Here is a 16,195-nt window from a genome sequence, read left to right as displayed (position 1 = left end):
CAACCGAAAGGAATAAAAATAATGAGGATTCTGCACACCTCGGACTGGCACCTGGGCCATAGCCTTCGCGGCTTTGACCGCCATTACGAGCATCAATGCTTTCTGGATTGGCTGCTCGCGCAAATTCGCGAACGGGACATCGATGCTTTATTGGTGACCGGCGATATTTTCGATAATGCCAATCCGTCGTCGGCATCCCAGAAGCAGTTGTACCGCTTTCTGCAGGCCGCGCGCGAGGCGGCGCCGTATCTGCGCGTGGTGCTGATCGCCGGCAATCACGATTCGCCCGGCCGGCTGGAAGCGCCTTCGCCGCTGCTGGAGGTGTTCGAAACCCGGATCGTCGGGCAGACGCGGCGGAATTCGGACGGAGACATCGATCTGGGCTCATTGATCGTGCCGCTGCACGATCGGAACGGCGTGCTGCGGGCCTGGTGCCTGGCGGTGCCGTTTCTGCGTCCGGGCGATGTGCCGCGCATTGAGACGGAGGGCGATGCCTATCTGGCCGGCGTCGAGGCGTTGTACCGGCAGGCCCTGCAGCGGGTCTTATCGCAACGGCAGGCGGGCGAGGCCATTCTGGCGCTGGGCCATTGCCATCTGGACGGCAGTACCGTTTCGGAGGAGTCCGAGCGCCGGATCGTGGTCGGCGGCCTGGAAGCTTTATCGGCGGGGATTTTCGATAGCTCCATCGCTTACGCAGCGCTGGGCCATTTGCATTTGCCGCAGACGGCCGGCGGCCGGGAGTGGGTACGCTATAGCGGCAGTCCGATTCCGATGTCGTTTGCCGAAATCGATTATCCGCATCAAATCCTCTGCATCGAACTCGACGGCGAGCGGCTCGGCGCGGTAACCCCCGTAAGCGTGCCCCGGCCGGTGGATCTACGGCGTATTCCTGCCTGGCCGGCGCCCTTGCCGGAGGTTCTGGATGCGCTGGCGGCTTTGTCGTTTCCGGAGCCGGATCTGCCGGAGGAATTATGGCCTTACGTGGAAGTGCGGGTGCGCTTCGACGCGCCGGAGCCGGGGGCGCGGGCGGCTGTCGAGGCGGCTTTGCACGGCAAGCCGGTACGGCTGGCCGGCATCGACGTCAGTTACCGGCGCGGAAGCCTTGAGCCGGGCAGCGAAGTCGAGCCGACATGGGGCGACCTGACTCGGTTGCATCCGGAAGAGGTGCTGCGCAGGCACTATCGGAACCAGTACGGCGAGGCGCTGCCCGACGCGCTGCTGCGTCTTTTTCAGGAACTGCTGATCGAAGCGGAGGAGGCGCTGTGAAAATCCTTGCGATACGCGGCAAAAACCTGGCTTCTTTGGGCGGAGAGTTCGACATCGATTTTCAACGCCAGCCTCTGGCTTCCGCCGGGCTGTTTGCGATCAGCGGGCCGACCGGCGCGGGCAAGAGCACGCTGCTGGATGCGCTCTGCCTTGCCCTGTACGACAAAACCCCGCGCCTGCAGCAGGCCGGCGGCAAGGGCGTGCAGCTCCGCGATGTCGGCGCCGAAACCCTGCCGCCCCACGACGCGCGCAATCTATTGCGCCGGGGCTGCGCCGAAGGGTATGCGGAAGTGGATTTCGTCGGCAGCGACGGGCAGCATTACCGCAGCCGCTGGAGCGTGCGGCGGGCGCGCAATCGAGTCGACGGCAAGCTGCAGGTCGCCGAGATGGAACTGATGTGTCTTGCGGACCGGCAGCGGCTGGGCGGCAAGAAAACCGAAGTGCTGGAAGAGATCGTCAACCGGCTCGGCCTGAGCTTCGACCAGTTCACGCGCGCGGTGCTGCTGGCGCAAAACGAATTCAGCGTGTTCCTGAAGGCGCCGGACGACGAGCGCGCCAGTCTGCTCGAAACCTTGACCGGCACCGGCGAGTACAGCCGGATTTCGATCCGCGCGTTCGAACGCGCCAAACTGGAAAATGCCAAGCTGGAAGCGCTGAAGACTCAACTGTCGCTCCAACAGCCGCTGGAAGCCGAACAACGTCAGGCGCTGGAAACGCAGAAACAGGCTTTGACGGAAAGCGTTGCCGGGCAGACTCGGCGGAAAACCGGGATCGAGACCCATCTGCGCTGGCACCAGCGCTATCGGGAGCTGCAAAAAGCGGAGCAGGACGCGGAACGGTCGGTGCGGGAGGCGCAAGCCGAACATGCCCAGGCGCAGGCCCGCCGCGAACAGCTAGCGCTGATCGAAGCCTTGCAGGAAGCCCGGCCCTTGCTGGCGGAATGCGATCGTCTGGACGACGCCAGCCGTCAGCAGCAACAGCGGGTTGAAGCGGCCGCCGCGGCGCTGGCGGCTGCCGAAGAGCGCGCGCGTGCGGCTCAGGAGGCGCTGCTCAAGGCTCGGCAACAGTTGGAGGAGGCCGAACGGCGCCGCATGGAAACCGAAGCGGACCTCGTGCAGGCCCGCGCGCTGGATGCCGAAATGAACATCCTGGTTCCTCAGCATGCCGAACGAAAGCAAGGGCTGGCGCAAGCGCGCGAAAATCTGTTGTCGTTGAGTAGCGAGCTGAACGCCAGGCGGAAGCAGCAGAAAGAATCCGAACAACGCCTGGCTGAATGCGCGGCCTGGCTGGAAACGCATGCCGGTTTAACCGGCTTGAGCAGGGAATGGCCTCGATGGGACACGCTGTTCAAACAAGCCGGGACTGTTGCAAGTCAACTGGAGAACTCGGTTTCTTCGTTGGCGGAGGCCGAGAAGCATCTCGCCCGAGTTCAGGCGGAAGCGGTTACTGCGCTGGCGCAGGCGGCCGCGTTGCAAGACGGCGTGGCCGAGGCGGAGCGACACTATCAGTCGGCGCTGGCGGCGGCAGGGCCGTTCGACGCCGAAGCCTTGGCCCAGGCCCACGAACGGCATCGCTTCCGGCTGGAACAATTGCGGCAGGCCGAGGCCCTGAGGCTGAAGCGGATGGAAACGGCGGAAACGAACGACGAGCAAAGCCAAAAACAACGGCAACTGGCCGGGCAGCGGCAACAGCTTCATCAGGCGCTGCGGGCTTTGCGCGAAACACTGCCGGCGCGGCGCGCGGCGCATGCGCAGGCCGTCAAGATGTGGGATCTGGCAAAGCTGGCTTGCAGTAAAAACGTGGCAGCGTTGCGCGCCGGTTTACAGGCCGATGGCGAGTGTCCGGTCTGCGGTTCCAAAGACCATCCATTTGTCGGGGAAGCGCATCCGTTTCTAAACGAACTGGCGGCGCTGGAGGACGAAATGAAAGCCTGCGGGGAGTGCTGCAGGCAGGCCGAACAGCAGGAAGGCCGTTTGGCTCTGGAGATCGAGCAGATCGACAAACAAAGCGCCGACGTACAGGCAGTCTTGGCGGCGTTGCAGATACAGCTCGAAGCGCTGCAAAGTCTTTGGGAAGCGCAGGCTCTCGGCAGCGACTGGCCGCTATGGGACGCGGAGCGTGCGGCTCTCTGGTTGAGCGAAGAGATTCAACGGGAAGAAGCGGCGCTTGGCGGGGTGGCCGACCGGATGAAAACGATGGGGGAGGCGTTTGCGAATCGCGACAAGGCGCGTCAGGCGCTTGACGTTCTCGCGCAGCGGCAGCAGGCAGCGCAAAAACAGCTCGATCAGGCTCTTTCGTCTGTCCGCGATGCGGAGAGCGCGCAGAACCATGCCGCCGAAAAACGGCAAACCCGCTCTCTCCAATTACAGCAACTGTTGGAGGAATTGGACGCGGCGTTCGGCCATGCGGCCTGGCGGCAGGATTGGCAGGACGACCGGGAGGGCTTTCATCGCCAAAGCCGGCAACAGGTCCAGGCATGGCAGGATCGTCAGGAGCAGCGCGACCGATCGAGCCAAGACCTCGCCGTATTGCAAACCGCTTTGAGCGGATTGCAGCGCCATGTCGAACAGGCGGAAACGCGGGCGGCCGAAGCGGAAGCCGCTTTCGCCGCGATTGACGGCGAGTTGACCGATAAACGAAACCGGCGCAAGACTTTGTTGAACGGGCGCGCGGCAGACGAAGTGGAGACCGCGCTGGCGCAGACATTGTCTGCCGCCAAAACCGGTCTGCAAGCGGCGACTGCCGCCGCGCATCAGGCAAGTACCGAGGCAGCGGCCGCGGACGAAAAAATGAATCAAACCCGGAACCTGTTGAATACGCTATCGGCCGAAGCGCAGGCTGCCGGGTTGAAACTAACGGAGTGGCTGCACGCTTTCGCGCAAGCAAGGCTACAATCGCCGCTGTCGGTCGAGCAATTACGCCAGCATTTACAGCGCGACATACTCTGGCTGAACGGGGAGCGCCAGGACTTGCAGCGTCTCGACCAGCGTCTGGCCGAAGCGCAGACGGTACTGAGCGAGCGGCGCTTTCAAGCCGAACGGCATCTGCAAAACCGCCCTTCGTTAGACAGTATGGAAAACCTGCAATCGCTGCTTGACGATCTGCAGGCGAAGCTGGCCGGTTTGAACCGGCAACTGGGCGAAATCGAATTGCAGCTGCGCGCCGACGATATGCGTGTGCAAGCCTGCGCCGGGCTGCAGGCCCTGATCGCCGAGCAAGCCGCGGTTAGCGACACATGGAGCAAACTGAACAGCCTGATCGGTTCGGCGGACGGTAAAAAATTCCGCAATATCGCGCAGCAGCTGACCTTGGACATTTTGTTGGGCTACGCGAATCGGCATCTGAAAGACCTCAGCCGCCGCTACCGTCTTGAACGCGTGGCCGATACGCTTGCGCTGCAAGTGGTGGATCAGGACATGGGCGACGATATTCGTTCCGTGCATTCGCTGTCGGGCGGCGAATCGTTCCTGTTGTCGCTGGCTTTGGCGCTGGGGCTGGCCTCGCTGTCCTCGAACCGGGTCTGTGTCGAATCGCTGTTCATCGACGAAGGCTTCGGCAGTCTGGATGCCGATACCCTCCGGATTGCGATGGATGCGCTGGACAGCCTGCAGTCGCTGGGACGAAAAGTCGGCGTGATCTCGCATGTGCAGGAAATGACCGAGCGGATCGGCGCCCGGATCGAAGTGACCCGCGTGAGCAGCGGCTTGAGCAAGGTGGTTGTCCTTTAAGGAAGCTCTGAATAAGTGGTTTTTATAAGCGACACCGTGCGACATCCGTGGCACCTCGCCGAAAATGGGCAAATCCTTCCCGGCAGCGCCCGCTATCGGGGTGATTTCACTCAGTGTTCTCGGTTTTCCAGGGCGAAGGACAAAGGTCTCCCTAGGTCGGCTGCAGCGCCTGCCGAACGTGATAAAGATTGCCCAGGGCAAACAGCAAGTAGAGTTGTTGGGCATTCTTGAACAGCCCCCGGTAACGCACTTTGGTATAGCCGAACTGGCGCTTGACGATCCGGAACGGATGTTCGACCATGGCGCGTAACGGCGCCAGCATGTGGTTGTGAAGGGCTTGCTCTACCGGCAACTCCTCACCCTTCCCCCGCTTGAACGGAAAGGCCCAAACCGGCTCACCTTCCAGGCGATCCGCCGCCAGATTCCGGTCCTTGCGGGTATAGGCCCGATCGCCCAGCACGACCCGTTCCTCGCCGTGCAGCAACGCCTCCGTCATGACCCCATCCGCCACCTTGGCGGTGGTCATCTCCACAGTATGCACTAACCCCGACTCGGCATCGACCCCAATGTGCGCCTTCATCCCAAAGTGGTAATTGTTCCCTTTCTTGGTCGAACTCATCTCGGCATCCCGTTTGCGCGCCCGGTTCTTGGTGGACGGCGGGGCAGCGATTAATGTCGCATCGACGATCGTGCCTTGCCGTAGCAACAGGCCTTTTTCGGCCAACAGCGCCGCCGTTTCATCAAATAGGGTTTGTGCCAACTGATGGCGTTCCAGCAGATGCCGGAACTTGAGGATCGTGGTTTCATCCGGCAGGGCGTCCTCGCCCGCATCGAGCCCGGCAAACTCGCGCAGCAGCGGCATGTCGTGCAATACTTCCTCCATCGCCGGATCGGAATAGCCGAACCACTGCTGCATCAGGTGAATGCGCAACATCGTCGCCAAGGGAAAGGGGCGGCGGCCTCGGCCCGCTGTCGGGTAGTGCGGCGCTATCCGGCTCGTCCACAAACTCCAAGGCACTACCTGCTCCATCTCTTGGAGAAATTGCTGCCGCCGAGTCTGTTTCGGTTTCTTCACAAACAGTGGGGCACTGAGTCCGAGTTGCTTCATGGCGGGCACCTATCGAAAATGGCAAGCTGCGGATATTTTATCCCAGGCGTAGGACTTATTCAGAGTTTCCTTAACGTCGGCGTGATACATTGTTCCGCCTTGAAGTCGATAATAACTTTCCCTCATAGTTTCCACGCGGAGTTCTTGTTATACGCATTGGATAGCCTGATCCGATAAATGGACCGGCAGGAGTCCGGAGCTGGCTTTGGATGACTTTCAAGTACGATATTCAAAAGCTTGCTTTTCAAAGCTTGCTTTGAACTCCACCGCTCCGCCGTTCTATCCAAATCCTTAGCCCGCGCTCGGCATCCCTGCCGAGCATCCGGCCTGCGTCGTTCCGGCCGGATTTAGCGATGAGCGGCCATATTCTCGGTGAAACCTGCCGTTGTCCTGCATGCGCGGTGAAGCGGTGAATATCCGCCGCTGATTTGCGAACGTCAACATTCAGGTTTCAAGCCGGGCATCGAGGGTGATCGTCGCGTTCAATACCCTGGAGACGGGACAGCCGGCCTTGGCGGTCTCGGCGGCGTTTTGAAACGCCGGTTCATCGGCGCCGGGCGCTTTCGCCCGCACGTCCAGATGCACGGCGGTGATGGCAAATCCTTCCGCGGCCTTTTCCAGCGCAACGGTCGCGCTGGTGTCGATCCGTTCGGCGTGTATGCCGTTCTTTTCCAATTCGGCGGCGAGTGCCATGGAGAAACAACCGGCATGGGCGGCGGCAATCAATTCTTCCGGATTGGTGCCTTTGCCTTCTTCAAAACGGGCATTGAAGGAATAAGGCGTGCCGGACAGGATGCCGCTGCTTGTTGTCAAGGTGCCTTGCCCGTTTTTGAGGCCGCCTTGCCAGGCGGCAGATGCTTTACGTTTCATCGTTCCCTCCTCTGAAATATACATAAGGACGCGCGTCTGTTTTTTAAAACGATCCGATTCATTTAAATAATTGATGAATGGAAGTTATCCGAGTTCAAACGAGTTAAGCGAGAAAGGGGAAATTTTGCCTATATCAGAATTTAGCGACAAGGCCGTCAAGCCCCATTGGACCCAAAGAATGGAGAGCATGGCGCGATTGCCCCGCGGCTTTTTCTTGTTTCGATCGGCATCTTTTTATCTTGCATTGCGGAATTAAACATCGGATTTTTTATCACATCATTATTTCTTTACGCGCTTCAAGGCATGATGACGCTTTCGGATGAATTCCAGCCGATCTAAAACTCAATCGATTATCCTTTACTTCGACGCGCAACCTGATTTTTTGCGCTATGCAGTGGCCGTGCTGGCTGTCGCTATCGGCGCTATCGCGACCCGCTTTATTCCGGCGATCGGCGAACGGGCCGCATTCCTGTTATTTTTCTTTACGATTGCCCAGACCGCTTTCTGGTTGGGGCTGAATCCCGGCCTTTTCGCGATGCTCTTATCCTTGATCGCGGTGAATGCCCAGGTTCTGTTTCCGACCCACATAAGCGCCCATGATCTATGGGTTTTAAACGCCGGCTTCTGCTTTGCGTCCGCCGGCATGATTGCCACGACGGGCTTTCATCGGCGAGCAACGGCGGCATTATGGGAAAGCCGGCAAGATCTGGATTTTGCCCAGAAAGTCGGGCAGATCGGCAGTTGGCGATTGAATGTGCAACGTAACGAATTGCGCTGGTCCGGCGAGAACTACCGTATTTTCGGCATGCCCAACGGCACGCCGCAGACCTATGAGACGTTTCTCTCCATCGTGCATCCGGACGATCGGGAATACGTCGATCATATGTGGCAAGCCGGTCTGCGCGGCGCGCCCTACGATATCGAACACCGCCTGATTGTGGGGGGCGAGGTGAAATGGGTGCGCGAAAAAGCTGTGCTGGAGTTCGGCAAGAAAGGGAAACCGCTCGGCGGATTCGGCATTACCCAGGATATCACCCGCTACAAGCGGAACGAACTGGCGCTCCAGGAAAGCCGGCAGCGCTATGCCGGGATTGTGGAATCGGCTTTGGACGCGATCGTCACGATCGATGCCAACCAGCGGATTACGCTGTTCAACGCGGCGGCGGAAAAGATGTTCGGTTGCAAGGCGGAAGAGGCTGTCGGGGAATCCATCGAACGGTTTATTCCCGAACGCTTCCGTGCCGCCCATAACGCGCACGTTCGCGCTTTCGGGAGCTTCGGCCTCACCAACCGTAAAATGGGCGAACCGGCTTCTGTTTGGGGCCTGCGCGCGAACGGCGAAGAATTCCCGGTCGAGGCGACCATTTCCCAGTGCGCAATCAATGGCGGGAAATCGTTTACCGTCATTCTGCGCGACGTTACCGAGCTGAAACGCTTCCAGGACTCGCTGATAAAGATCCAGGCCCAGCTTCGGACTTTTATCGAGCAGGCGCCTCTCAGTATTGCGATGTTCGACCGTGAAATGAATTATCTGGCCACGAGCCGGCGCTGGGTCGAAGAGTTTGGGCGGGGGTACGATGATCTTACGGGGCATAATCATTATGCGGTCAATCCGGATATCTCCGCAGAATGGAAGCGGGTTCACGCCAAGGCACAAGCCGGGGAGTTCTTAAAAAACGACGATGATTTATGGGTTCAGGCGGATGGAAGCCGTCATTGGGTGCGGTGGGTCGCTTATCCCTGGACAAATCAGCATGGGGAGATCGGCGGCATTATCATTGCCTGCGAAGATATCACGGCGTTACGCACGGCCCAGGAGCGGCTCGCCCTTGTTGTCGAAGAGGTGAAAGCGGGTTATTGGGACTGGGATCTGAATACGGACAGCGTCTATCTTTCGCCCGAATGGAAGCGGCAAATCGGTTTTGAAGAGAACGAATTGCTCAACCGGCGGGAAGAATGGGAATGCCGCCTGCATCCCGACGACCGGGCAGGGGTATTGGAGGCAACCGACAGCTACATTGCCGGCCTCCTGCCGGTCTTCGAACTGGAGTTCAGACTGCGCCACAAAGACGGTTTGTACCGCTGGATTCATACGCGGGGGGTATTATTGCGGGATCCCAATAACCGCCCCTTGCGCATGCTGGGAATCAATCTAGACATTACCGACTACAAGCGGCAGAAGGAATTGAGGGAGCGGCGGGACAAGATGGAACAATCGGTCCGGTTATATGCCGTTACCCAGACGGCGGCAGCCATCGCGCATGAACTGCACCAGCCGCTTGCGGCCATCTCGTCCTATTCCGAGGTCGCATTGCACCTGTTGCGGACCGGCGGTTGGAGTCCGGAAAAGCTTTCTCCGATGATGGAAGTTTGCGCCCAGCAAGCCCAGCGTGCCGGAGGCGTCATCCGGCAATTAATGACGGTATTGCACGAGGACGATAGCTCGAGCGAGTTGATAGACATCGGCTTTTTGACACGCGAAGCGCTCGATCTGGTCAAGGCGAACGGAACGATGGACGGTTTTGACGTAGAGCTGGAACTCGCCGCGGGCTTGCCGCCGGTTAGGGGCAATAGCCTGCAGATCGAAAAGGTGTTGGTCAATTTGCTGTGCAACAGCCTGGCATCCATGCGGGAAAACGGAATGAACGCGGGAACGGTCACGGTAACCGCGCGCTGCACCGATGAAACACCGGCCATGATTCAGGTGACGGTGGGTGACCAAGACAAATGCGAAACGGATAGCGCCACCCTGAAAAACATATTCCAGCCTTTCTACAGGGGCAAACCCCATGGTTCGGGCATGGACCTGGCTATCAGCCGCGCTTTGGTCCAAGCTCACGGCGGCAACATGTGGGCCGAGCGAAACGCCGACACCGGCCTCTGTATCCACTTTACCTTACCGGCCGCGTCATGAGCCTTCCACCCTGTGTATTCATTGTCGATGACGAGTATCCGGTACGCCATAGTCTCGGGTTGATGATGGAGACCGCGGGTTATGCTTGCCGGACTTTCGGGAGTGCCGAGGCGTTTCTGGAAAACTATCGCCCCGGCCGGCCCGGCTGCCTGTTGCTCGACGTCAACCTGCCGGGCCTGAACGGCGACGAGTTGCAGGCCGAGCTCATCCGCCGCAAGATTCGCTTGCCGATTATTTTTCTGACCGCTTATGGCGATATCCCGATGACGGTTCGCGCGATCAAGGCGGGTGCGGTCGATTTTCTGACCAAGCCGGTTTCGAGGGACCTGTTGCTCGAACGGATACGGACGGTGCTGGAGCATGAGGCGCAGGTCAACGAACAGGCCGCGGAACATGCGCAGTCTATGAGCCAACAGTACGGTCTTACTTCGCGCGAAATGGAAATCATGGCTTGGGTTGTAGAGGGGCGTTCCAATAAGGAAATTGCCCGGCAACTCGGCATCAGCTACCGTACCGTCGAAATTCACCGCGCCAGGATATTGAAGAAGACGGGAACCACGAATCCCTTGGAACTGGCCCGCCTGTGCGAAGCCGTCCGTTCTTCGCCTCTGCCCGATTCCTGAGAGTCTGCCGGTCCTGATTTTCCCCTTAGGCGGTGGCTAAAAAATAACCTCCCGGCCTGCCGCCCGATCGTTCCTCAGCCGTAGGGTACGCTGTGCGTACCTTTATCATCCCCCATGGTACGCACTCGGCAACTGCTCCATGCGTTGCTCTCGATCGCGTGTTCCCGACGCGATCCACCTCCTGCATCTCTGCAGTCGAGCGTATCCTACGGCGGCTTGTGCCCTTATCATCAGGCCCTTCAGACGAGGCGGGAGGGGCGCACTGCGCGACAACGAACCATTTAAGCAGGATATGGTCAATGTCTGTGAGCAACGGCATGAACGGCAGTGCATCCGATTCGGCGGTTGTCAATGAGCATGCTTGAGTTCGGTTAGAAGCGGGGCGTAAAAACGGCACTCGCAATCCCCCTAAAAGCCTATGAAACGTTTCCGTCATTTGTTTAAACCTATCCCTTGCTTATGACCTCGCCGTCCGAAACCCTCGGGTTTTGACATGAAAATGACATTGCCGAGCCCCCCATCCCCCTTTATTCATCGGAGCCTGCCTCCGGCAATAAAAGAAAATCCGCTACAGAGCGCGCTTGAACTGGGCAATTTCGTCGTTACCGAAAAACTGGGGGAAAGTTTGCAGGCCGTGGTATTCAAGGGCTACCACCAGCACGTTCCCGACCAGCCGCTGATCATCAAACTGTTGAAGCTGCTGTCGAGCTGGGACGACCAGACCCGGCATTTGCGCCAGAAAATCGAACGCTTGAAAGTGCTGCACGATCCGCGCGCCTGTATTCCGCTTGCCCTGGAATCCTACGGCGACCTGCAGTTTATCGTTCAGCCCTGGTTTGCCGGGCTGCCGTTGAACTGCTGGATGAAACGGCAGCACAAACTGGATCTTAACGATTTTTTCACGCTGGCCTGTACTTTGGCCGACACCCTGCAGGCGGTACACGATGCCGGCATCACTCACGGCGGCGTCAAGCCGCACAATGTTCTGGTGCAGCCGGGGACGCTGAGCCTGAGGCTGACCGATTTCATCACTCCGCTCGACATCCGCGATGTCAGCCATTTCATCTACGACCCGGAGTTTGTCCGCCATACGCTGGCCTACACCTCGCCGGAACAGACCGGCCGAATCAATTACCGGGTCGATTTTTCCACCGATTTGTATTCGCTGGGGATCGTGTTTTTCGAGTTGCTGACCGGCCAACTGCCGTTTTTTTCCACCGATCCCCTGGAGCTGATTCATTCGCATCTGGCCGAGGAAACGCCCAGGGTCAATGAACTCAAACCCGGGCTTCCTCAAGTTGTGGCCGATATGATCGCCAAGCTGACCGTCAAGCAGCCGGAAAAGCGCTATCAGAGCACCGCCGGCCTGCTGGCCGACCTGATGCGCTGCAGGAAAGAATTTTCCGGGACGGGCAAAGTATCGGTGTTTATCATCGGCCAGCACGATCGCAGCCGCCGGGTCGTTTTTATCTCGAAAATGGTGGGGCGGCAGGCCGAAAGCCGGCTGATACGGGAACAATACGATGAAGTGATCCGCGGCAGGTTTCGCTCGGTGTTTATTTCCGGCCTGTCCGGCATCGGTAAAACCCGGCTGATCCAGGAACTGCAGAAACCGCTGGTCAAAAACCGCGGCTATTTCACTTCCGGTAAATTCGACCAATACCAGAAAAACATCCCCTACAGTTCGCTGATTCAAGCCTTGCGCAATCTAATGCGCATCTTTTTGACCGAGAGCGACCTGCAGGTTCGGCAATGGCGGAACAAGATACTCGACGTCGTGGAAAACAATGCCAGCGTTATCATTGATGTGTTGCCGGAGCTGGAATTCATCATCGGCCCCCAGCCGGAAGTACCGCATCTGCCGCCGGTGGAAGCCCGTCACCGGTTCAATAATCTGTTCGGCCGGTTTCTGGCCTGTCTGGCCAGCGAGGACAACCCGCTGGTGCTGTTTATCGACGACCTGCAATGGTGCGACAGCGCCACCTTCGATTTTCTGCAAAATCTGTTCGACAACCATGAAGACCACCCCTTCCTGTTTTTCATGGGCGCCTACCGGCACAACGAAGTCGACGGCAGCCATCCGCTCAGCAAGTTGATGCGCAAGATTCAGGAAAACCGAGGACCGTTTGCCGAAATTCGCTTGGAACCCCTGACCGACGACGACTGCCACGAAATGGTGGCCTACATTCTCGATTCCACCTTGGAAGCCACGGCCAATCTGGCGGAATTCATCGCCCACCTCACCGAGGGCAATCCGCTGTTCGTCAGCGAGAGCCTGGCCTGGCTGTATAACGAGGGATTGTTGAACACCGACGCCGAACAACACTGGCGTTGGGACATCAAACGGATTCGTGACACGCGGATGCCGACCTCGGTAGTGGAGCTGTTCAGCTCCAAGGTGAGCAAGCTGCCGCTCAAAACCCTGCATATCCTCGACCACTGCGCCTGCATGGGCAACCGTTTCAGTGCCGAGGACGTGGCGCTGGTGCTGGATATCCGTATCGAACAGTTGTTCGAGGATTTGAAACCGGTGTTGAATCTGGGCATGCTGCTGGAAAACAAAGCCGATCTGCAGTTCGTTCACGACCGGGTTCAGGAAGCGGTGCTGCGGCAGGTCGACCCCGAGGCCAAGCCCTCCATTCACTGGCGCATCGGCAACCGGCTGCTGTACGCGGTACCGGCGGGCACCGATCTCGAAGACCTCGACAACCTGTTTACCATTGCCGCCCACCTCAATTTGGGCCGTCCGGCGGAGACGGACCGGGAACTGGCCTATCGGCTGGTCGACATCAACTTTCATGCCGGCAACAAGGCGCTGGACGCCCTGGCCGCCGATGCCGCCAACGATTTTTTCCAGAAAGCCCACGATTATTTGCCGGACGACGGCTGGCAGCAGGGGTACGATCTGACGTTCCGCATTTACCAGCGTCTGGCCAAGACCGAACTGATGTGCGGCCATTACGAAAGATCGGAAGTGTTGTTGAATCACCTGATCGAATACGCCGCGAGCGATCTAGACAAAGCCGAAGCCTTGGCGGAACAGACCACTTCGCTGTCTTCGTTCGGCAATTTCAACAAGGCGATCGAGACGGCCAACCGTGGCCTGGCCTACTTCGGCAAGTCGATTCCCGAGCAGCCCGAGACGGCCAGGCAGCGGATGCTGGCCTTGATGGCCGAAATCGAACAACAAGGCGATGTCTGGACGACGATCCTGCACATGCCTTTTACCCAGGACCGTAAAAGCAAGATCGAGCTGGCGTTTTACAGCGAGCTGATTCCCGACCTGTACATGTCCGGCCTGGTGCCGCAGCTGTATCTGTCGGCGGCGCAGTCGACGCTGCACTGTCTGCACGGCGGCATGGACGAGTCGGTGATTTATTCGTTCTCGATCATGGGACTCAATCTCGGCGAGCAGGGCCGGTTCGAACAGGCTTTCCTGTACCAGGATCTGGCCCACGACCTGTGCGCGAAATATCCGAATACCTTCGGGGCCACCCGCGGCATGAACGGCATTGTCTGGTGCAATATGCATTCGCGCAGTCATCCGGCCGAGATCGTCGATTACTGCCACAAGGCGATTCAGTGCGGCAGGAACTGCGGCGATTTGTATAACGCCGGCCTGTCGTACGGGCCGTTGATGTGGAATCTGCAGGTACAGGGCAAAAATCTGCGTCTGGTCGAGGAAGCCGCCGAGGAATGTCTGCAGTTCTCGCGCAAGAACCAACTGTCGTTCTCGGTCGGCCTGGCCGAAGCGGTGCTGGCCGGTTGGGTGGCGCCGATGAAACCCGATTACCGGCCGATCGACATGACCGAGACCCTGGCGCGTTGGGAAGCCGACAATTACGTTGCCGCCTCCGGCAGTTATTTTGCGTTGTTGGGGTTTGCTCAGTATTATCTGGGTGATTACGCCGAAGCGGACGCCTCCCTGCGGACGGTGGAACGCTATCTGCACGGCCTGACCGACAACGTGCTGAAGCGCCTCTGGTATGTCTTCCGGATCGTCAATCGCCTGCGCTGGCCGGAGGGTGCCGAATGGCCGGCGCTGGAAGCGGAAATCGCGCCGCTGTTGGCCGAACTGGAAACCTGGACCCGCCTGGGCCCTTTGCTGAAGCCTTTTCTGGCCTTTGTCCATGCCGAAATTGCCCGCGCGCAACGGCACCTGCGCGATGCCCGCAATTTGTACCTGGATGCCATTGCGGTCGCCCAGGCGCACAACTATGACCTGCTCGCCGGCCATTTGTACGAGGCGCTCGCCGAGGCCGTGGCGCTCGGCCGTCTCGGCGATGCCGAACTGTATTACGGCGCGGCGCGGCGCATGTACCGGCGGTGTCATGCCGACCGCAAAAGCGCGCTGCTGCAGCAGCGCCATGCCTGTCCCGCCCAGGATGAGGCCGTCCGCCCGGAAAAGGCCGTTGCCCGCGAGGCGCCGGCGACGCTGCCGAATCTCGATTTCAATTATCTGATCAAATCGGCGCTGGCCCTGTCGGCGGAAGTGGATCTGAACCGGCTCATGCAGAAAATCATGAGTGTGGTGCTGGAAAGCTCGGGCGCCCAGCACGGCTACCTTCTGATCAAGGATAAGGATGAGCTGTCGGTGGTGGCGGAAAGCCATGCGGGCAAAAAGCATATCATCAACCGCCGGCATCTTGGTCTTGACCATTGCAGCATCGGCCACGCCATCGTCAATTATGTGCTGCGTACGCGGAAAAGAGTGTTGCTGCACGATGCGATGGCCGAAGGCGAATTTCAGAATGCGCCGGAAGTGCAGGCGCTCAATCTACGCTCGGTGCTGTGCCTGCCGGTCATCAAGCAGAATGAACTGATCGGCCTGCTGTATCTGGAAAACCGTTTGTCGCCGGGGGTATTTACCGCCGAGAGAACCGATATGACCGAACTGTTGACCGCCCAGGCGGCGATTTCGCTGGAAAACGCCCGGCTTCTGGAACAAACCCGGCAGGCCTACACCAAACTGCAGGAAAACCAGGAACACATGCTGCAAATGGAAAAGCTTTCGGCTTTGGGAACGCTGGTCGGCGGCGTGGCGCACGAGATCAACAATCCGCTGATGGGGGTGATGAATTTTGTCGAATTCGCCGCGGACAGAAGCACCGACGAAAAATCGAAGCAAGTTCTCGATCAGGCGCTGCAGCAAATCCACCGCATTAAAAAGATCGTCAGCAATATGCTGGTGTTCGTTCACAACCGGACGGTTCCAAGCGGCAAATGCCGGATGGAAGAAGTGATCAGGCAGAGCCTGTTGCTGCTGGAAGGCGAGTTGAGAAAAAGCGGCATCGAGATTCGGGTCGATGCCCCCGGCGACCTGCCGGCCGTTCATTGCAGCGCCGACAGTCTGCAGCAGATTTTGCTCAATCTGATCCTGAATGCCCGCGACGCACTCGCCGACCACCGGCAGCCGCAAATCAGCATCGGCGTCAGGTCCGTCGAGGAAATGCTGGAATTGAACGTGACCGATAACGGTCCCGGCATTCCGCAGGATATGCAATCGAAAATTTTCGATCCGTTTTTTACCACCAAGCCCCCCGGTAAAGGGACCGGCCTGGGGTTGTCGGTCATTCGCCGTCTGGTTCAGGATGTGGGCGGCAATATACAGGTGGAGAGCCTGCCGGGGCACGGCTGCTGCATGCGCTTGCGCTTCCCCTGTGTTTGAAATAGCGGGATTCCAATC

7 protein-coding genes are annotated in these 16,195 nt (G+C 59.0%); 5 read left to right on the top strand and 2 right to left on the bottom strand.

Translation table 11 applies throughout. The features are described from left to right. The first annotated feature begins 21 nt into the window (after nt 1-21). On the top strand, nt 22-1,266 hold the full coding sequence (locus tag METAL_RS10840) for an exonuclease SbcCD subunit D C-terminal domain-containing protein (protein WP_005372278.1): 1,245 nt from the start codon (nt 22-24) through the stop codon (nt 1,264-1,266). Then, nucleotides 1,263-4,994, top strand: a complete 3,732-nt coding sequence (locus METAL_RS10835) for an AAA family ATPase (protein ID WP_005372273.1) — start codon at nt 1,263-1,265, stop codon at nt 4,992-4,994. Before METAL_RS10840 ends, METAL_RS10835 begins: the two co-directional genes overlap by 4 nt. A 151-nt stretch (nt 4,995-5,145) precedes the next feature. On the opposite strand, the gene METAL_RS10830 is transcribed toward METAL_RS10835, so the two are convergent. Both METAL_RS10830 and METAL_RS10825 read right to left on the bottom strand, forming a co-directional pair. Beyond that, the gene (locus tag METAL_RS10830) at nt 5,146-6,102 is read right to left on the bottom strand and encodes an IS5 family transposase (RefSeq protein WP_005369238.1); all 957 of its coding nucleotides are present in this window, start codon (nt 6,100-6,102) and stop codon (nt 5,146-5,148) included. A gap of 444 nt (nt 6,103-6,546) precedes the next feature. Beyond that, complete coding sequence (locus METAL_RS10825; protein ID WP_005372271.1) at nt 6,547-6,972, bottom strand: OsmC family protein; 426 nt, start codon at nt 6,970-6,972, stop codon at nt 6,547-6,549. Between the two features lie 382 nt (nt 6,973-7,354). On the opposite strand from METAL_RS10825, the gene METAL_RS10820 reads away from it, so the two are divergent. The 3 genes from METAL_RS10820 (at nt 7,355) to METAL_RS10810 (ending at nt 16,177) form a co-directional block, all read left to right on the top strand. After that, nucleotides 7,355-9,886, top strand: coding sequence for a PAS domain S-box protein (locus tag METAL_RS10820; RefSeq protein ID WP_213069366.1), 2,532 nt, complete (start codon nt 7,355-7,357; stop codon nt 9,884-9,886). Beyond that, nucleotides 9,883-10,509 (top strand): response regulator transcription factor, encoded by a 627-nt coding sequence (locus tag METAL_RS10815; protein ID WP_005372269.1) that lies wholly within the window; start codon nt 9,883-9,885, stop codon nt 10,507-10,509. Before METAL_RS10820 ends, METAL_RS10815 begins: the two co-directional genes overlap by 4 nt. Before the next feature lie 493 nt (nt 10,510-11,002). Beyond that, nucleotides 11,003-16,177: a trifunctional serine/threonine-protein kinase/ATP-binding protein/sensor histidine kinase gene (locus METAL_RS10810; RefSeq protein WP_005372268.1), complete on the top strand. Its 5,175-nt coding sequence runs from the start codon at nt 11,003-11,005 to the stop codon at nt 16,175-16,177. Nucleotides 16,178-16,195: the final 18 nt, after the last annotated feature.

Origin of the sequence: Methylomicrobium album BG8 (assembly GCF_000214275.2) — a bacterium.
GTDB classification, from domain to species: domain Bacteria; phylum Pseudomonadota; class Gammaproteobacteria; order Methylococcales; family Methylomonadaceae; genus Methylomicrobium; species Methylomicrobium agile.
The sequence above is the reverse complement of the archived record's forward strand: the minus strand, read 5'-3'. Positions and strand labels throughout refer to the sequence as shown.

Excerpts from the sequence above, each read along its gene's own strand:
- METAL_RS10810 (WP_005372268.1), top strand. The coding sequence starts at position 11,003 with ATGAAAATGACATTGCCGAGCCCCCCATCCCCCTTTATTCATCGGAGC.
- METAL_RS10815 (WP_005372269.1), top strand. The coding sequence starts at position 9,883 with ATGAGCCTTCCACCCTGTGTATTCATTGTCGATGACGAGTATCCGGTA.
- METAL_RS10840 (WP_005372278.1), top strand. The coding sequence starts at position 22 with ATGAGGATTCTGCACACCTCGGACTGGCACCTGGGCCATAGCCTTCGC.
- METAL_RS10830 (WP_005369238.1), bottom strand. The coding sequence starts at position 6,102 with ATGAAGCAACTCGGACTCAGTGCCCCACTGTTTGTGAAGAAACCGAAA.
- METAL_RS10825 (WP_005372271.1), bottom strand. The coding sequence starts at position 6,972 with ATGAAACGTAAAGCATCTGCCGCCTGGCAAGGCGGCCTCAAAAACGGG.